Source organism: Ramlibacter tataouinensis (assembly GCF_001580455.1).
Classification (GTDB): domain Bacteria; phylum Pseudomonadota; class Gammaproteobacteria; order Burkholderiales; family Burkholderiaceae_C; genus Ramlibacter; species Ramlibacter tataouinensis_B.
Genome location: NZ_CP010951.1, coordinates 1,977,467 through 1,995,601, shown reverse-complemented (window position 1 = coordinate 1,995,601; position 18,135 = coordinate 1,977,467). Strand labels below are relative to the sequence as shown.

The window sequence follows — 18,135 nt, the reverse complement described above, 5'->3', positions numbered from 1 at the left end:
TGAAAAACGCCCCGTTCCGGGGCGTTTTCTTTTGCACAAAGGGCTGCGAAGCGCCCTGAAACGAAGGAGGGAGGGAGGGAGGAGGAGAAGAGTCGTTTCAGGATTGCAGCCGGCACGCGTGGCGCCGGGAGGCTTCGCAGCGATAACTGGGGATGGGCTCCTTCCTCTCTGGTCCATAGAGTAGGGACGCCACGCGGCGGTTCCAAGTGCGGCAGCAACTTTACGAGGTAAATCTTTGTGAACCGCGCCCGCTGCGCGGAGTCACCGCGCCAGCTGCTTTTCGATCTCGCGCAACAGGGCCGCGTCTTCCGGCGTGGTCTTGCTGTTGTAGCCGGCCACGATGCTGCCGTCACGGCCGATCAGGTACTTGTAGAAATTCCACTTCACCGACGTGCCGGTTTGCGTCTCCAGCTGACGGAACAGCGGATTGGCGTCGCTGCCGCGCACGTGCGAGGCGGCGAACATGGGGAACTTCACACCAAAGGTGTTCTCGCAGAACTCGGCGATCTCGCGGTTGCTGCTTTTTTCCTGCAGGAAGTCGTTCGAGGGAAAGCCGAGCACCACCAGCCCGCGGCCCTTGTACTTGTCGTACAGCGCCTCCAGTCCCTTGTACTGAGGTGTGAAGCCGCAATAGCTGGCCGTGTTGACCACCAGCAGCACGCGGCCGGCGTACTGGCACAGCGACTGCGGCTTCTCGTCCTGCAGCCGGGCGAAGGTGTGGTTCAGGGTGGCCGGGCAGGCGCCGGGCGGGGCATCGGCGGCGCGGGCCGGCAGGCCGGCGCCAGAGGCCAGAAGCAGGGCGGCAAGCAAGGCGAGGCAGCGGTTGGCAAGTGTCATACGGAAGGCTCCTTGGGGCAGGGCCCCGTGCGGGCGACCTGGACCGACGCCTAAAATCCGGGCAGTTCGTCCAGGCACACCCATGCTCTATCCCGAATTATTCAAGCAACTCGAATCCGTCCGCTGGGACATGGACAAGGACATCCCCTGGTCGGCATTCGACGGCGCGAAACTGACGGATGAGCAGGCGCAGACCATCAAGATGAACGCGATCACCGAGTGGGCGGCGCTGCCGGCCACCGAGATGTTCCTGCGCGACAACCGCGACGACTCGGATTTCTCGGCCTTCATGTCGATCTGGTTCTTCGAGGAGCAGAAGCATTCGCTGGTGCTCATGGAGTACCTCAAGCGCTTCCGCCCCGAACTGGCCCCGAGCGAGCAGGAACTGCACGAGATCCGCTTCGAGTTCGAGCCGGCGCCGGCGCTGGAGACGCTGATGCTGCATTTCTGCGGCGAGATCCGCCTGAACCACTGGTACCGCCGCGCCGCCGAGTGGCACAGCGAGCCGGTGATCAAGCACATCTACACCACGCTGTCGCAGGACGAGGCGCGGCACGGCGGCGCCTACCTGCGCTACATGAAGCGCGCGATCAACAACTTCGGCGCCGAAGCCAAGTCGGCCTTTGCCAAGGTCGGCGTACTGATGGCCAGCGCCCGCCGCACGGCGCAGGCGCTGCACCCGACCAACCTGCACGTGAACAGGCAACTGTTCCCGCGCGACACCATCCAGTCGCGCCTGCCCAACCCCGAGTGGCTGGAGCACTGGCTGGACAAGCAGATCAACTTCGACGCCGCCTGGGAAAACAAGGTGGTCGATCGCATCCTGCACAACATGAGCCTGCTGATGGACCGCAGCTTCAGGACCGTGCAGGAACTCAACCGCTACCGCAGGGAGCTGGCCGCGAGCCTCTCCGGCGGGCCCACGGCGCAGCCGGCGTGAGCGCCTTCCTCTCCAAGATCGTTGCGCGCGCCGCCGCGCCGTCGCGCATCGCGCAGCTGCCGCAACCGGTGGTGTTCACCAACGGCGTGTTCGACGTGCTGCATCGCGGGCATGTGACCTACCTGGCGCAGGCGCGCGAGCTCGGCGCCAGCCTGGTGGTGGCGCTCAACACCGATGCTTCGGCCCGCCGCCTGGGCAAGGGCGCGGACCGGCCCCTGAACCGGGAGCAGGACCGCGCGGTGGTGATGGCGGCGCTGGAGTCGGTGTCGCTGGTGACCTGGTTCGACGAGGACACCCCGCTGGAGTTGATCCAGGAACTGCGGCCCGCGGTGCTGGTCAAGGGCGGCGACTACGACATGGACAAGCTCGCCGAGGCGCAGGTCGTGCGCGGCTACGGCGGGCGGGCGCTGGCGATACCCTTCGTGCAGGGCTACTCGACCACCGCCCTCGTCAATCGCATTCGTTCGGCCTAGGGCCGTCAGGCCTGGTCATTCGGCTGCCTGCGCCTGTGCGCCGCGCTTGCGCCGCAGGGCGTCGCGCAACCGGGTGCTGCTGCGCCGGATGAAGTGCTCCACGTCGTCCATGTAGGTGAACACCACCGGAATCACCAGCAGGCTCAGCACCGTGGAGGTGATCAGCCCGCCGATCACCGCGATCGACATCGGCGAGCGGAAGCTCGGGTCGGCGGTGCCGAAGCCGATGGCGATCGGCAGCATGCCCGCGCCCATGGCGATGGTGGTCATGATGATGGGGCGCGCGCGCTTGTGGCAGGCGTCCAGCAGCGCATCGAAGCGCGACAGGCCGTGGTCGCGCCGCGCCACGATGGCGTACTCCACCAGCAGGATCGAGTTCTTGGTCGCGATCCCCATCAGCATGATCAGGCCGATCAGCGAGGGCATCGAAAAACTCTTCTGCGCGATCAGCAGGCCGACGAAGGCGCCGCCCAGCGACAGCGGCAAGGCGGCCAGGATGGTGACCGGGTGCAGGAAGTCCTTGAACAGCAGCACCAGCACGATGTAGATGCACAGCACGCCGGTCAGCATGGCCAGGCCGAAGCTGGCGAACAGTTCGCCCATCACCTCGGCATCGCCCACCTCGACGACGCGCACGCCGGCCGGCAGGTGCTTGATCGCCGGCAGTTCCTGCACCGCGTTCTTGACGTCGCCCAGCGGCAGGCCCGACAGCTCGATCTCGAAGTTGACGTTGCGCGAGCGGTCGTAGCGGTCGATCACCGCCGGGCCGCCGGCCATCTGCAGGCTGGCCACCTGCCCCAGCATCACCGGCCCGCGCGCGCCGGGCACGGCCAGCCGCTCCAGCAAGGCGAGGTCGCGCCGCGCGTGCTCTTCGAGCTTGACCACGATGGGCACCTGGCGCTGCGACAGGTTCAGCTTGGGCAGCGCGACGTCGTAGTCGCCGGCCGTCGCCACGCGCAGCGTCTCGGCGATCGCGTTGCTGGTCACGCCCAGGTCGGCGGCGCGCGCGAAGTCCGGCCGCACCGCGATCTCCGGCCGGATCAGGCTGGCGGTGGAGGCCACGCTGCCCAGGCCGGGGATGGTGCGCAGGTCCTTCTCCACCGCGAGCGCCGCGCCGGTCAGCGCCTGCGGGTCCTCACTGGTCAGCACCAGGATGTATTTCTCGCCCGAGCCGCCCAGCCCGACCTTGGTGCGCACACCCGGCAGCGGCTCGAGCGCGGCGCGGATCGCGTTCTCGATGCCCTGCTTGCGCGGCCGCTGGGTGCGCTCCTCGAGCTGGATGGTCAGCGTCGCCTTGCGCGGCTCGGCGGCGCCGCTCATCGCGAACGGGTCGCCGCCGGCGCTGCCGCCGCCGATGGTGGTGTAGACGCTCTTGACGTGCGCCACCTTCATGATCATCGAGCGCGCCCGCTCGGCGGTGGCCTGGGTCTGGGCCAGGGTGGAGCCGGGCGCCAGTTCCAGGTAGACCTGGGTCTGCGAGTTGTCGTCGGCCGGGATGAAGCCGGTGGGCAGCAGCGGGATCAGCGCGATCGAGCCGAAGAAGAACAGCCCGGACAGCACGAAGGTGGCCAGCCGGTGCCGCATGCTCCAGTTCACTGCGCGCAGGTAGATCTGCATCCACTTCGGGTCGCCGTGGCCGCCGGCCGCCGGCTTGAGCAGGTAGGCCGCCATCATCGGCGTCAGCACGCGCGCCACCACCAGCGAGGCGAACACCGCCAGCGAGGCGGTCCAGCCGAACTGCTTGAAGAACTTGCCGGCGACGCCGCTCATGAAGGCGGTCGGCAGGAACACCGCGATCAGGGTGAAGGTGGTGGCGATCACCGCCAGCCCGATCTCGTCGGCCGCCTCCATCGCCGCCTGGTAGGGCGTCTTGCCCATGCGCAGGTGGCGCACGATGTTCTCGACCTCGACGATGGCGTCATCCACCAGGATGCCGACCACCAGCGACAGCGCCAGCAACGTCACCACGTTGACCGAGAACCCGAGCCAGTACATGCCGACGAAGGCCGGAATCACCGACATCGGCAGCGCCACCGCCGACACGAAGGTGGCGCGCCAGTCGCGCAGGAACAGCCAGACCACCAGCACGGCCAGGGCGGCGCCCTCGTACAGCAGGTGCAGCGAGCCCTCGTATTCCTCCTCGACCGGCGTCACGAAGTCGAAGGCCTGCACCAGCTCGATGTCGGGACGCTGCTGCTTGAGTTCGGCCAGCGCCTTGTGCACCGCCGCGCCGACGGCCACCTCGCTTTCGCCGCGGCTGCGCGCCACTTCGAAGCCGACTACCGGCTTGCCGTCGAGCAGGGCCGCCGCGCGCGGCTCGGCGATGGTGTCGCTGACGGCGGCGACGTCGGACAGGCGGATGCGGCGCGACGGCCCCTGGCCGGCCGGCGGCAGGGAGATCTCCATGTCGGCGATCTGCCGCGCGGTCTGCACCGTGGCGATGGTGCGCACCGGCTGCTCGGCGCCGCCCAGGTCGGTGCGCCCGCCCGCGCTTTCGGTCTGCACCTGGCGCAGCTGGCGCGAGATGTCGGCGGCGGTGACGCCCAGCGCCTCCAGCCGCAGCGGGTCGAGCGCGACGCGGATCTCGCGGCTGACGCCGCCGACGCGGTTGACCGCGCCCACCCCGCGCACCGCCAGCAGCTTGCGCGAGACGTCGTTGTCGACGAACCAGGACAGCGCTTCCTCGTCCATGCGCGGCGAGGAGATGGTGAACGCCAGCACCGGCTGGCTGGCCAGGTCCATCTTGGTGATGATGGGATCGCGCAGGTCGGCCGGCAGGTCGGCGCGCACCCGCGAGACCGCCGATCGCACGTCGTCCACCGCCTCCTGCACCGGCTTTTCCAGCCGGAACTCGGCGGTGATGGTGACGGTGCCGTCCTGCACCTTGGTGTAGACGTGCTTGAGGCCCTGCAGCGTGGCGACCGAGTTTTCGATCTTGCGCGCGACATCGGTCTCCAGCTGCCCCGGCGCGGCACCGGGCAGCGAGGCGGTGACCAGCACGGTGGGCAGGTCGATGTCCGGGAAGTTCTGCACCTTCATGGCGTTGAACGCCATGAAGCCGCCGAAGGTGAGCAGCACGAACAGCATCACCGCCGGGATCGGGTTGCGGATCGACCAGGAAGAAACGTTCATCATGGCGGCGCTTCCTAACGTGCCGCCGCGGCGCTGGCCTGCGCTTCGGTCACGCGCACCAGGTCACCGTCGTTGAGGAAGCCGGCGCCGGTGGCGACGATGCGCGCCTCGGCCGCCAGCCCGCCCTGGATCTCGACCAGGTCGCCGGCGCTGCGCCCGGTCTGCACCTTGGCCAGGGCGACGCGGTTGTCCGGCCCCAGCACGAACACGTAGCTGAAGCCCTCGCGCATCACGATCGCCGCCTGCGGCACGGTGAGCGCGGGGGCCGAGCCGAGTTCGAACTCGCCGCGCGCGAACATGCCGGCGCGCGCCGTGGCGGGCGCGCCCGGCACCGGCGTGAGGTCCACGTACACCAGCGCTGCGCGGGTCTGCGGGTCCACCGTCGGGGCGATCATGCGCACCTTGCCCGCCAGCCGCGCGCCGCTGGCCGCCGTGACCAGCACGCTGGTGCCGGCGTTGATGTGGCCGAGTTCGCTGGAGGTGACTTCGGCGCGCCACTCGAGCCGGCCCTGCCGGATCAGTCGGAACAGCTCTGTGCCGGGGCCCAGCACCGCGCCCACGGTGGCGGTGCGCGCCGAGATCACGCCGCTGTCGGGCGCCAGCACCTCGGTCTGCGACAGGCGCGCCTGCTGCGCCTGCACCAGCGCCCGCGCCGCCTCGACCTTGGCCTGCGCCGTCTTCTCCGCCGTCAGGTACTGGTTGATCTGCGCGGCGCTGAGCGCGCCGGTGTCCTGCAGTGTGCGGGCGCGCGCCGCATTGTTGGCCGCGTCGGCCGCGGCCGCCTCGGCTTCGGCCAGCGTGGCGCGCGACTGCGCGGCCTCGGCGCGCGCGGTGTCGGCGGCGAGCGTGGCCAGCACCTGGCCCTTCTGCACCCGGTCGCCGACGTTGACCAGCACCTGCGTCAGCCGCAGGCCGCCGGCCTCGGCGCCGATGCTGGCTTCCTGCCACGCCGCGATGTTGCCGTTGGCCGCCAGCTTCAGGGGCAGGTTCACCTTGCGCGGCGTCACGGCCGTCACGGTGAGCGCCGGCTTGACCACCTTGGCCGGCTCCTGCGGCGCCTTGCCGCCCTGGGTGAAGAACACGGCGGCCAGCGCGACCACGGCCAGCGCGATCACGCCGGCGGCCAGTTGGAATCTTGTCGGTTTCATTGCTTTGCTTTGTTCTTTCAAGGTTGCGCCAGCGCGGTTTCCGCCGCCGGCCGCGCCCAGCCGCCGCCCACCGCGCGGTACAGCGCGATCCAGGCTGCGCTGCGATCGCGTTGCAGGCCGACCAGCGTGAGCTCGGCCACCAGCAGCGTGCGGCGCACTTCCTCCAGTTCCACCAGGCTGGCCAGCCCGCCCTGCCAGCGTGCCTGCGTGGCGGCGAAGGAGACGCGGTAGCCGTCCACCGCGCGCTGCACGTCTTCCTCGCGCGCGCGGGTGCTCTCCAGCGTCACCAGCGACTCTTCGACCTCGCGCACCGCGTTGCGCACGCGCGCCCGGTACAGGGCCGCCGCTTCCTCGTAGCGCGCCTGCGCCGCGTCGACGTCGGCGGCGCGGCGGCCGCCATCGAACACCGGCAGGCTCAGGGCCAGCGGGCCGACCGACCAGGTCTGCGCATCGGTGTTGACGCCGCCGGTGCGCACCACGCCGGCGGCGATCGAGCCGGACAGCGACAAACGCGGGAAGCGCTGCGCCCGCGCGCTGCCGACGTCGGCGCTGGCGGCGGCGACTTCGAGTTCGGCCTGGTAGATGTCCGGCCGTTGCGCCAGCACCTGCGCCGGCACCGAGGCCACGTTCATCAGCACGGCGGTGCGCGCCGGGCCGGGGCCGGGGGCGGTGAGCCGCGAGCGCAGCTGCGGCTCCGGCAGGGCGGTCAGCGCCACCAGCGCCTTCACCTCGATCTCGCACTGCGCGCGTTGCTGGCGCGCCCGCGCCGCGCCTTCGGAGGCGCTGGCGCGCGCCAGGGCGGCGGTGGCCGGCGCGGTGAAGCCGGCGCGCTCGCTGAGGTCGGCCAGGCGCGCCGTCTCGGCGCGCGACTGGGCGTCGTTGTCGGCGATGGCCAGCTGCAGCTGGCAGGTGCGCAGGCCGATGTAGCTGAGGGCTGTTTCGGCCGCGACCGACACGCGCGCCTCATGCCAGCCGGCGTGGGCGCCGATCAATCGCGCCTGTGCCGCATCGGCGGCGGCGCGGTTGCCGCCGAACAGGTCGATCTCCCAGGAGGCCTGCAGGCCGGCCTGCGTGACGGTCAGCAGCGGCAGTGGCGGCTGGCTGTTGCCGCGCTCGGCGCTGGCGAAGGCGTCCACCGCGGGCAGCAGCGCCGCGCCGGCGGCCACGCGGGCGGCGCGCACCTGCTCGATGCGCGAGCGCGCGCTGGCCACCGTCGGGCTCACCGCCTGGGCGGCATCCACCAGGTCGACCAGCAGGGGATCGTCGAACTGCCGCCACCACTGGCTCAATTCGGGGACCGCGCCGTTGTGCGGCAGCGGCGCCTGCCACTCGCCGGGCACCGCGGCCGGTGCCTGCGCCGGCGGGCGGGATACGGCGCAGCCGGACAGGGCGGCCGCGACCAGCGCGGCCATGCAAAGCGTACGTTTCATGAATCCTTCCCGGGTCGGGATGCGAAGCCCGCCGCGCACAGCCGTCCTCGTGCGGCGGCGGCGCGGGCGCGCAAGGCGCAAGCCTAACACCGTGTCGCGAGGGATCCTGACGCCGGAATGAGGCCGCGGCCGCTCAATCGAAGACCGCGCGCCACAGCGCCAGCACCGCTTCGCGCTGCGGCGCCAGCGCATCTTCGGGCAGTTGCGTCGGCTCTTCGTTCAGGCGCGCCTGGTGCTGCACGCGCCGCAGTTCGCGATAGGCCTGGGCGGCGTTCTCGCCGACGCCCGCCGGCAGCAGGCCGGCGGCCTCGGCGCGGCCCAGCAGCGCGATGTTGCCGACGTTGGGGATCAGCTCGCGGTGCCGTCCGGACTGCGACAGCACCAGGTACTGCACCGCGAACTCGGCGTCGACCATGCCGCCGGGGCTGTGCTTGACGTCGAAGCGGCCGGGCTTGACCGGGCGCGCGGCGGCCACCTTCTCGCGCATCGCCACGATTTCCTTGCGCAGCGCGGCGTGGTCGCGCGGCGCGGTGATCACGGCCTCGCGCACCGCATCGAAGCGCGGCGCCAGCGATTCCATGCCGAGCACGAAGCGCGCGCGCGTCATGGCCTGGTGCTCCCAGGTCCAGGCGGTGTTGCTGCCGCGCTGCTGCTGGTAGTTGGCGTAGGCCTGGAAGGTGGTGATCAGCAGGCCCGAGCTGCCGTTGGGCCGCAGGGCGGTGTCGATCTCGAACAGGTCGCCTTCGGCGGTCTTGGTCGACAGCCAGTTGATCAGCTTGCGCACCAGGGCGCCATAGGCCTCGGGCGCCCGCTCGTCCTCATCCTCGTAGACGAACACGATGTCGAGGTCGCTGCCGTAGCCCAGTTCCTTGCCGCCCAGCTTGCCGTAGCCGATGATGCCGAACTGCGGCGTCTCGCGATGGCGCTGCTTCAGGCGTTGCCAGCACCAGCGCGCCGTCACGCGCAGCACGCTGTCGGCCAGCGCGCTCAGGTCGTCGGCGACCTGCTCCACCGTGAGCCGGCCCTCGACGTCGCGCGCCAGCGTGCGGAACACCTCGGCATGGTGGGCGCGCCGCAGGAGGTTCAGCAGGGCTTCGTCGTCGTCCTCGCCGGTGATCTGCAGCGCGCGGCGGCGGTCCTCCAGGTCCTTTTCGAAGTCGCGCGCGCTGAAGCGCTCGGACAGCAGCTGCTCGCTCGCCAGTTCATCGATCACCCCCGGGTGCTGCAGCAGGTAGCGCGCGGGCCAGCGTGCCGCGCCCAGCAGGCGCAGCAGGCGCTCGTGCACGCTCGGCCGCTCCCACAGCAGCGCGAGGTAGCTGGCGCGCCGCAGCAGCGGCTCGATCCAGTCGGCCATGCGCACGGCGGCCAGCTCGCCGACGCGGCCCTCTTCCAGCCACTGCGCGGTGCGCGCCACCAGCCGCGCCAGCCGCGCCCGCGCGTCCTCGCGCAGGGCCAACACGCGCGGGTGCCGGGCCCATTGCGCGACCCGCTCGCGCAGCTGCGGCGGCAGTTGCTCCAGCAGGGTCTCGAGATCCGGCGCGGCGGCCGCCTTGCCGCCGCCGTTGCAACGCTTGCACTCGGTCGCGCCGCCCAGCAGGGTGTCGAACTCCTGGGCGACGAACTCGCGCTGGCGATCGAGTTCGTGCAGGAAGGCGCAGCAATCGGCGAAGCCCATGGCCTCGGCGATCCAGGCGAGGTCCCCGTCATCGCTGGCCCGGCCCATGGGCAGCACGTGCGTCTGCTGGTCGTCCAGGTACTGGATGCGGTGCTCGACCCGGCGCAGGAAGGTGTAGGCGCTGGCCAGCGCGTCGGCCGTGGCCTGCGGCATCAAGCCCGCTGCGGCCACCCGCTGCAGCGCCTGCAGCGTCGGCCGGGTGCGCAGTTCCGGGAATTGGCCGCCGCGCACCACCTGCAGCAACTGCACGGTGAATTCGATCTCGCGGATGCCGCCGCGCGAGAGCTTGACGTCGTTGGCCCGTTCCGGGCGGCCGGCGCTGCGCTTGGCGGCGTGGTCGCGGATCTGCTTGTGCAGCACGCGCAGCGAATCGAAGACGTTGTAGTCCAGGTAACGGCGGAACACGAAGGGCAGCACCGTGCCGCGCAGCCCCTGCGCCGAGCCGCCGTCGACCGCGGCGCGCGGCGCCACCACCCGGCTCTTGAGCCAGGCGAAGCGCTCCCACTCGCGCCCCTGCACCATGAAGTATTCCTCCAGCGCGCCGAGCGAGACCACCGGCGGGCCCGAGTTGCCGTTGGGCCGCAGCGCGGTGTCCACCCGGAACACGAAGCCGTGCTCGGTCGGCTCGCCCACCAGCATGTAGATGATCTTGACCGCCTTGGCGAAGTACTCGTGGTTGGTGATGCGGCCGCGCCCGTCCGGCGCGCCGTCGGTCTCGCCGTCCTGGTCGTAGACGTAGATCAGGTCGATGTCGCTGGAGACATTGAGCTCGCGGGCACCGAGCTTGCCCATGCCCACGATCCACAGCTGCGCCCGCTCGCCCTCGGGCGTGCGCGGCGCGCCGTGCTGGACATCGAGCTCGCGCTCGGCATCGCGGCAGGCCAGGTCGAGCGCGAAGCCGGCCAACTCGCTCTTGCAGCCGGTGACCGCGGCGAGCGAGGCGCCGCCGTCGCAGTCGAGCACGATGAGCCGTTCCATCACCAGCTGGCGCAGGATGCGCAGGGCGGCGCCCAGGTCGTGGCCGCGCGCGCGTAGGCTGTCGTACGCCTGCGTCAGGGCCTCGCGCCCCGGCATGCCCGGCGGCAGCAGCGCCAGCTCGCCGGCATAGCGCCGCCGCAGGCGCTGGGCGAAGCGCGAATAAGCGGACAGGGGCGGGTGCTCGCCGCTGCCATCTCCGGATGTGGTGTTTTCCTGCGCCGACGCGGCCGGATGCGACGAACCCATGCAGGGGCGGGGGGTCATAATTCCTGCCACACCGAAGCTTTCATGAACGACCGCCCGCCGACACCCTCACGCCGCCTGAAGGCGTACGCAGCTGTCGCGAAAGGCGCCCTGTGGCTGCTGATGGCAGCCTGGCTGGTGCTGGCACTGGCATGGGGTGCGCTTCATGCGTGGATTGTGCCGCGAATCGGCGAGCTTCGCCCCGCGCTGGAAACCGAGGCCAGCCAGGTGCTGGGCGTGCCGGTGCGCATCGGCCGCATCGAGGCCAGGAGCGAAGGCCTGGTCCCGTCCTTCGAGCTCAACGATGTGTTGCTGCTGGATCCGGCCGGCCGGGCCGCACTGCGGCTGCCGCGGGTGCTGGCCACCATGTCGCCGCGCTCCCTTTTGAGATTCGGCTTCCAGCAGCTGTACATCGACCGGCCCGAGCTGGATATCCGGCGCGACGCCACCGGGCGCATCTTCGTGGCCGGGCTGGACTTCTCGCGCGGCGGCGACACCGAGGGCCGCGGCATCGACTGGCTGTTCTCGCAGACCGAGTTCGTCATCCGCAACGGCCGGCTGCGCTGGACCGACGAGGCGCGCGCCGCGCCGCCGCTGACGCTCGATGGCGTGGATGTCGTCATGCGCAATGGCACGCGCCGCCACGCGCTGCGCATCGATGCGACGCCGCCGCCGGAATGGGGCGACCGTTTCAGCGTGCGCGGCATCTTCCGCCAGCCGCTGCTGTCGCAGCGCCCGGGCCGCTGGCAGGACTGGGAGGGGCAGTTGTACGGCGAGCTCGCCCGCGTGGATGTGTCGCAGCTGCGCCGCTACACCGACCTCGGCTTCGAGGTGAGCGAAGGCCACGGCGCCGTTCGCGCCTGGGCCGACATCTCGCATGGGCAGATCGCCGGCGGCGTCGTCGACCTGGCGCTGGGCGGCGTCAATGCGCGACTGGCGCCCCGGCTGGCGCCACTGGCGCTGCAGTCGATCTCCGGGCGGGTCGGCGGGCAATTGCTGGCCGGCGGCTTCGAGGTGGAAACGCGCGACCTCCAGTTCGAGACGCAGGAAGGCGTGCGCTGGCCGGGCGGCAACGTGTTCCTGCGCTGGACCGATGCGCACGGCCTGGTGCCGGTGCGCGGCGAAATCCGGGCCGACAAGCTCGACCTGTTCGCGCTCGGCCAGATCGCCTCGCGGCTGCCGCTGGATCCGGACACGCACGCGGCGCTGGCGGCCTATGCGCCGCGCGGCCTGGTGGAGACGCTCAGCGCCAAGTGGGAGGGTCCGCGCGAGCAGCCGCTGCGCTACGAGGCGCGCGGCCGCGCCTCGCGGCTGGAGATCGCCAGCCGGCCGCTGCCGGCGGCCAGCGCCGCCCACGGGGCGCACCCCGGCACGCCCGGCATCCGCGGCGCGAGCGTGGATTTCGAGCTCACCCAGGCCGGCGGCCGGGGCAAGCTGCAGGTGCGCAAGGGCGCGGTCGACGTGCCGGGGGTGTTCGAGGAGCCGGTGATCCCGCTCGACGAGCTGTCGGCGGACGTGCAGTGGAAGATCGACGGCCAGGACATCTCGGTGGCGGTGAACAACCTGAAGCTCGCCAACGCCGACACGCAGGGCGAAGCGCAGATCCGCTGGCACACCGGCAGCGGCGCCCGCCGCCTGCCCGGGGTGCTGGACCTGCAGGCCAGCGTGAGCCGCGCCGACGGTTCGCGCGTCTGGCGCTATTTGCCGCTGGATGTGCCCAAGAGCGCGCGGGACTACGTGCGCGATTCGGTCACGGCCGGCGTGGCGACCGGCGGCAGGTTCCGGGTCAAGGGCGACCTGCACGACTTCCCGTTCAAGGATCCGCGGCAGGGCGAGTTCAGGGTCAGCGCCGAGGTGCAGGGCGTGAATTTCGCCTTCGTGCCGCGCACTCTGACGCGCGGCGCCACCGCTTGGCCCGCGCTCACCGGCCTGGGCGGCGAGCTGGTGTTCGAACGCCAGGGCATGCAGGTCAACGGCGCCAAGGGGCGGCTGGCCGGCGCGCCCGGCCTGGCGGTGCAGGCCGAGGCCCGCATCGCCGACTTCCACCACTCGGTGGTGGCGGTCAGCGCCCAGATGCGCGGCCCGCTGGCCGAGGCGCTGGCCGTGGTCAACGGTTCACCGGTGTCGCCGATGATCAACCAGGCGCTGGCCAAGGCCAGCGGCAACGGCAACGCCGAAGTCCAGCTCAAGCTGGAACTGCCGCTTGCGGCGCTGGACCGCTCCAAGGTGCAGGGCCAGGTGGCGCTGGCCGGCAACGACATCCAGATCACGCCCGACACGCCGCTGCTGGCGCGCGCGCGCGGCACGGTCTCGTTCAGCGAGCGCGGCTTCACGATCGCCGGCGGCCAGGCCCGCGCGCTCGGCGGCGAGGTGCGCATCGAGGGCGGCACCCGCACGCCGGCCACGGGCGCCAAGGGCGCGCCGGACAACGGGGTGCAGATTCGCGCGCAGGGCACGGCCACCGCCGAGGGCCTGCGGCAGGCCCGCGAGCTCGGGCTGGTGGCGCGGCTGGCGCGCGATGCGAGCGGCAGCGCCGCCTACGCCGTGAACCTCAATTTCCGCCGCGGCCTGCCCGAAGTGGCCGTCACCAGCAACCTGCAGGGACTGGCGCTGAACCTGCCCGCCCCGATGGGCAAGAGCGCCGAGGCCGCGCTGCCGCTGCGCTTCGAGAACGCGCTGACGCGCGAATCGCTGGCGCCGGGCGCGTCAACTTTGGTGGATCAGCTCACCGTGGAGGTCGGTCGCGTGGCTTCGGTGGTGTTCGTGCGCGACGTCACCGGCGCCGACACGCGCGTGCTGCGCGGCGCCATCGCCGTGGGCCTGGCGCCGGGCGAGACCGTGACGCTGCCGGAACAGGGCGTGATGGCCAACATCAACCTGGCGCACGTCAACATCGACCAGTGGGAGCGCGTGCTCGGGGCGGCCCCGGCACCGGCTGCGCCCGGCACCTCCGGCGCACCGGCCGCCCCGTCCCGCAGCGCCGCGGGCAGCGGCGCCGCCGCCGGCTACCTGCCCACCCAGCTGGCGGTGCGGGCCCAGGAGTTGGTGGCGCAGGGGCGGACCCTGCACAACGTGGTGGTCGGCGGCGCGCGCGACGGCGGCCTCTGGCGCGCCAACGTCGATGCCGCCGAGCTCAACGGCTATGTCGAGTATCGGCAGCCCGGCGCCGGCGCGGCCGGGCGCCTGTACGCGCGGCTGGCGCGGGCGTCGATCGCCGCCGGGTCGGCGCAGCAGGTCGAATCCTTCCTCGCGGACGAGCAGCCGGCCGCGTTGCCGGGGCTCGACATCGTCGTGGATGACTTCGAACTGCGCGGCAAGAAGCTTGGCAAGCTGGAGATCGACGCCGTCAACCGCGGCGGCCCGGGGCGCGAGTGGCGCCTGAACAAGCTGAACCTGACCATGCCCGAGGCGGCCTTCAGCGCCACCGGCAACTGGGCCGTGGCGAACGCCATGACGGCGCGCGCCATCGCCACGCCCGAGCGCATGCGCACGGTGCTGCGCTTCCGCCTCGACGTCGCCGATTCGGGACAGCTGCTGACGCGCATGGGCACCAAGGGCGTGCTGCGCGGCGGCAAGGGCCGGATGGATGGCCAGATCGGCTGGCTGGGCTCGCCGCTGTCGCTGAACTACGCCACCATGGACGGCGCCTTCAACGTCAACATGGAGTCCGGGCAGTTCCTCAAGGCCGACCCCGGCCTGGCCAAGCTGCTGGGCGTGCTCAGCCTGCAGTCGCTGCCGCGGCGCCTCACGCTGGATTTCCGCGACGTCTTCAGCGACGGCTTCGCCTTCGACTTCGTGCGCGGCGACGTCACCATCCAGGACGGCATCGCCGCCACCAACAACCTGCAGATGAAGGGCGTGAACGCCGCCGTGCTGATGGAGGGCAAGGCCGACATCGGGCGGGAAACGCAGGACCTGCGGGTGCTGGTGGTGCCCGAGATCAACGCCGGCACCGCCTCGCTGGCGCTCACGGCCATCAACCCGGCCATCGGGCTGGGCACCTTCCTCGCGCAGATGTTCCTGCGCGAGCCGCTGGCGCGCGCTGCCACGCAGGAGTTCCACATCGACGGCACCTGGGCCGATCCGCGCATCGCGCGGGTGAACCACCGCAGCAACGGCACCGGCACGGTGGAGGCGCAGGCCGACAAGGCGAAATCCGGCAGCAACTGAGGGGCGCCCGGCTTCGGGCCCGGCCGGCGGCACGGTGCAAGGAAGTGGCACTAAAGTAGGGGCATGAAGGTCGCTGCCATCCAGATGGTTTCCGGCGCGTCGGTGCAGGCCAACCTGGACAGTGCCCGCCGCCTCCTCGGGGAAGCGGCGGCTGCCGGGGCCGAGCTGGCGGTGCTGCCCGAGTATTTCTGCCTCATGGCGCAGGGCGACCGCGACAAGCTCGCGGCCCGCGAGGCGTTCGGCCAGGGGCCGATCCAGGAGTTCCTGGCCGGCGCGGCGCGCGAGCTCGGGCTGTGCGTGGTCGGCGGCACGCTGCCGCTGGCGGCCGGCGACGACCGGCGCGTGCGCAATGCGAGCCTGGTGTTTTCGGCGCAGGGCGAGCGGCTGGCGCGCTACGACAAGATCCACCTGTTCAAGTTCGACAACGGCCGTGAGCACTACGACGAATCGCGCGTGATCGAGGGCGGCGGCGAGCCGGTGGCCTTCGAACTGCGGGCGCGCAGCGGCGCGCTGTGGCGGGTGGGCCTGAGCGTTTGCTATGACCTGCGCTTCCCGGAGCTGTACCGCCGCCTGGGCGCCGACCTGCTGCTGGTGCCCAGCGCCTTCACCGCCGTGACCGGTGAGGCGCATTGGGACACCCTGCTGCGCGCGCGCGCGATCGAGAACCTGGCCTACGTGGCGGCGCCGGCTCAGGGCGGCACGCACGACAACGGCCGCCGCACCTGGGGCCACACGATGGTGGTCGACCCCTGGGGCCAGGTGCTGGCGCAGCGCGACACCGGCGAGGGCGTGGTGCTGGCGCAGCTGGATGCGCAGCGGCTCGCCGGCGTGCGCCGCCAGCTGCCGGCGCTGGAGCACCGGGTCCTGTGAGCCGCACGGCCGCTCCGAAGGCTCATAGCACCGCAGCCCGCAAGGGCGGAGGTTGTCGAATGAGCCGCACGGCCGCTCCGAAGGCTCACAGCACCGCAGCCCGCAAGGGCGGAGGTTATCGAATGCTCCGCACGGCCGCTCCGAAGGCTCATGGCACCGCAGCCCGCAGGACGGAGGTTGTCGTATGAGCGGCCTGGCCGGCGGCGCGGTCGCCGCCTGGCGCCGCTGGCGCTCCGCCCATGAGCGCTGGTCGCTGTGGGCGCTGCTGGTCGTGCTGGTGGCCGGCATGCTCACCACGCTGGTCTGGCTGGCCGGGCGCTACGAAACCAGCGAGGTGCAAAGCCGGCTCGAGCGCGACACCGCCGAGGCGGTGGCCGACATCCGCGCCGCCCTGACGCGCAACGTGCAGAGCCTGCAGGCGCTGGAGTCGGGCAACCCGAGCCGCGGCGCCTGGCTGCTGGAGGCGCAGGCCCTGCTGCGCGAGCATCGCGAGCTGGTGCGCATCGAATGGCGCAGCAGCAAGCTGGCGACCCTGATGTCCGCCGACACGCCGTACCGCGCGCCGGTGTTCGAGCGGCTGGGACGCGCCAGCGTGCACTCCGACGTGTCGCTGGCCTGCGCGGCCGCGCTGCGCGCGAGCGGTCCGGCGTACTCCAGCAGCTTTTTCGTGCCGCAGGCCGACGGCATGGGGATCGAGGTCATGGAGCTGTGCCTGCCGCTGGTGACCGCCGGCGAACTCACCGGCTACGTGGTCGCCACCTATTCGCTCGGCGAGATCCTGGCCAGCATGCTCGGCCCGCAACTCACCCGCAGCCAGGACGTGTCCTTCACCGAACCCGACGGCACCCGGCTGGCGCTGCACGGTTCGATGCGCCCGGGCAGCCGCGTGTTCACCGCGCAGCAGCTGCTGGACCTGCCGGGCAACACCATCGTGCTGCGCATGGACAGCTGGCGCGGGGCGCCGCAGCTGTTCCCGAACGTGCTGACGGCGCTGGTGACGGCGATGTCGATCGCGCTGCTCGGGGTGCTGTTCCTGCTGGGCAAGGACACGCGGCGGCGCCAGCGCGCCGAGCAGGACCTGGCCGACGCGCTGGCCTTTCGCAAGGCGATGGAGGATTCGCTGGTGACCGGCCTGCGGGCGCGCGACCTGCGGGGCCACCTGACCTACGTGAACCCGGCGTTCTGCGCCATGGTGGGCTTCACGCCGCAGGAGCTGCTGGGCCGCGGCGCGCCGGCGCCCTACTGGCCGCCCGAGTTGGCCGACGAATACCAGAAGCGCCAGGAGATCCGGCTGGCGGGCCACCACCAGCCGCCGCGCGACGGCTACGAGTCGGTGTTCATGCGCAAGGACGGCTCGCGCTTCCCGGTGCTGATTTTCGAGGCGCCGCTGATCAACCACGAGGGCTTGCAGACCGGCTGGATGAGCGCCTTCCTCGACATCAGCGAGCAGCGCCGCGTCGAGGAGCTGTCGCGCGCGAGCCAGGAGCGCCTGCAGGCGACCGCCAGGCTGGCCACGGTGGGCGAGATGGCCTCGCTGCTGTCGCACGAGCTGAACCAGCCACTGGCCGCGATTTCCAGCTACGCCACCGGCTCCATCAACCTGCTGAAGGCCTCGGCGCTGGCCGGCACCGGCGAGTCCGAGCCGCTGGCCGACATCGAGACCGCGATGCGCCGCATTGCGCAGCAGGCCGAGCGCGCCGGCAAGGTGATCAAGAGCGTGCACGACTTCGTGCGCCGGCGCGACAAGGAGCGCGAGGCGGTGTCGCCGCAGCTGCTGATCGACGCCATCATGCCGCTGGTGGCGCTGCAGGCGCGCAAGCTCGGGGTGCGCGTGGACGTGCGGCTGGGATTCGGCCTGCCGCCGGTGCTGTGCGACCGCACCATGGTCGAACAGGTGCTGCTGAACCTGGCGCGCAATGCGATGCAGGCGATGGACCAGGCCGGCGTGGCCCACCCTTCGCTGACCATCGAGGTCAGGCGGGCCGACGGCTCCGCGTCCTGGCTGGAGTTCTCGGTGGCCGACGTCGGGCCGGGCATCTCGGAGGAGGTCAAGCGGCAGCTGTTCACGCCTTTCTTCACCACCAAGAGCGAGGGCATGGGCCTGGGCCTGTCGCTGTGCCGCACGGTGGTGGAGCAGCATGGGGGATTCCTCGTGTTCGAGCCCAACCAGGGGCGCGGTACGATCTTCCGGTTCACCTTGCCGGCCGGCTCGCACGGGCCGGCGGCCGCCCCCCCCTGA

The 18,135-nt window shown here is 71.5% G+C and carries 10 protein-coding genes; 5 read left to right on the top strand and 5 right to left on the bottom strand.

Going from position 1 to position 18,135, the window contains the following annotated elements; translation table 11 throughout:
- Positions 1-261: 261 nt before the first annotated feature.
- Positions 262-837 carry a glutathione peroxidase gene (locus tag UC35_RS09650; RefSeq protein WP_061498572.1) on the bottom strand — a complete coding sequence of 192 codons (576 nt, stop codon included), beginning with the start codon at positions 835-837 and terminating at the stop codon, positions 262-264.
- Positions 838-919: 82 nt separating this feature from the next.
- Here UC35_RS09650 and UC35_RS09645 point away from each other — a divergent pair, with 82 nt between their 5' ends.
- Both UC35_RS09645 and rfaE2 read left to right on the top strand, forming a co-directional pair.
- Positions 920-1,777 (top strand): hypothetical protein, encoded by an 858-nt coding sequence (locus tag UC35_RS09645; protein WP_061498570.1) that lies wholly within the window; start codon positions 920-922, stop codon positions 1,775-1,777.
- Entirely contained in the window at positions 1,774-2,250 is a 477-nt protein-coding gene (gene rfaE2 / locus UC35_RS09640) for a D-glycero-beta-D-manno-heptose 1-phosphate adenylyltransferase (protein WP_061498567.1), read from the top strand. The genes UC35_RS09645 and rfaE2 overlap by 4 nt, the downstream gene beginning before the upstream one ends.
- 15 nt (positions 2,251-2,265) lie before the next feature.
- On the opposite strand, the gene UC35_RS09635 is transcribed toward rfaE2, so the two are convergent.
- The 4 genes from UC35_RS09635 to glnE all read right to left on the bottom strand — a co-directional run bounded on the left by UC35_RS09635 (position 2,266) and on the right by glnE (position 10,877).
- Positions 2,266-5,382, bottom strand: coding sequence for an efflux RND transporter permease subunit (locus tag UC35_RS09635; RefSeq protein WP_061503768.1), 3,117 nt, complete (start codon positions 5,380-5,382; stop codon positions 2,266-2,268).
- 14 nt (positions 5,383-5,396) lie between these two features.
- Complete coding sequence (locus tag UC35_RS09630; RefSeq protein WP_061498564.1) at positions 5,397-6,530, bottom strand: efflux RND transporter periplasmic adaptor subunit; 1,134 nt, start codon at positions 6,528-6,530, stop codon at positions 5,397-5,399.
- Positions 6,531-6,547: 17 nt separating this feature from the next.
- Positions 6,548-7,960 (bottom strand): efflux transporter outer membrane subunit, encoded by a 1,413-nt coding sequence (locus tag UC35_RS09625; RefSeq protein WP_061498561.1) that lies wholly within the window; start codon positions 7,958-7,960, stop codon positions 6,548-6,550.
- 133 nt (positions 7,961-8,093) lie between these two features.
- The gene (glnE, locus tag UC35_RS09620) at positions 8,094-10,877 is read right to left on the bottom strand and encodes a bifunctional [glutamate--ammonia ligase]-adenylyl-L-tyrosine phosphorylase/[glutamate--ammonia-ligase] adenylyltransferase (RefSeq protein ID WP_145979390.1); all 2,784 of its coding nucleotides are present in this window, start codon (positions 10,875-10,877) and stop codon (positions 8,094-8,096) included.
- A gap of 24 nt (positions 10,878-10,901) precedes the next feature.
- Between glnE and UC35_RS09615 the strand changes: the two genes are divergently transcribed.
- From UC35_RS09615 to UC35_RS09605, 3 genes are all read left to right on the top strand, one after another.
- Positions 10,902-15,026: a YhdP family protein gene (locus UC35_RS09615; protein ID WP_061498557.1), complete on the top strand. Its 4,125-nt coding sequence runs from the start codon at positions 10,902-10,904 to the stop codon at positions 15,024-15,026.
- Positions 15,027-15,089: 63 nt separating this feature from the next.
- Entirely contained in the window at positions 15,090-15,896 is an 807-nt protein-coding gene (locus tag UC35_RS09610) for a carbon-nitrogen hydrolase family protein (protein WP_061498554.1), read from the top strand.
- 184 nt (positions 15,897-16,080) lie between these two features.
- On the top strand, positions 16,081-18,135 hold the full coding sequence (locus tag UC35_RS09605; RefSeq protein ID WP_061498551.1) for a sensor histidine kinase: 2,055 nt from the start codon (positions 16,081-16,083) through the stop codon (positions 18,133-18,135).

Coding starts and splice junctions, on each gene's coding strand:
- UC35_RS09650 (WP_061498572.1), bottom strand. CDS start 837: ATGACACTTGCCAACCGCTGCCTCGCCTTGCTTGCCGCCCTGCTTCTG.
- UC35_RS09645 (WP_061498570.1), top strand. CDS start 920: ATGCTCTATCCCGAATTATTCAAGCAACTCGAATCCGTCCGCTGGGAC.
- UC35_RS09635 (WP_061503768.1), bottom strand. CDS start 5,382: ATGAACGTTTCTTCCTGGTCGATCCGCAACCCGATCCCGGCGGTGATG.
- UC35_RS09630 (WP_061498564.1), bottom strand. CDS start 6,530: ATGAAACCGACAAGATTCCAACTGGCCGCCGGCGTGATCGCGCTGGCC.
- UC35_RS09625 (WP_061498561.1), bottom strand. CDS start 7,960: ATGAAACGTACGCTTTGCATGGCCGCGCTGGTCGCGGCCGCCCTGTCC.
- glnE (WP_145979390.1), bottom strand. CDS start 10,877: ATGACCCCCCGCCCCTGCATGGGTTCGTCGCATCCGGCCGCGTCGGCG.
- UC35_RS09615 (WP_061498557.1), top strand. CDS start 10,902: ATGAACGACCGCCCGCCGACACCCTCACGCCGCCTGAAGGCGTACGCA.
- UC35_RS09610 (WP_061498554.1), top strand. CDS start 15,090: ATGAAGGTCGCTGCCATCCAGATGGTTTCCGGCGCGTCGGTGCAGGCC.
- UC35_RS09605 (WP_061498551.1), top strand. CDS start 16,081: ATGAGCGGCCTGGCCGGCGGCGCGGTCGCCGCCTGGCGCCGCTGGCGC.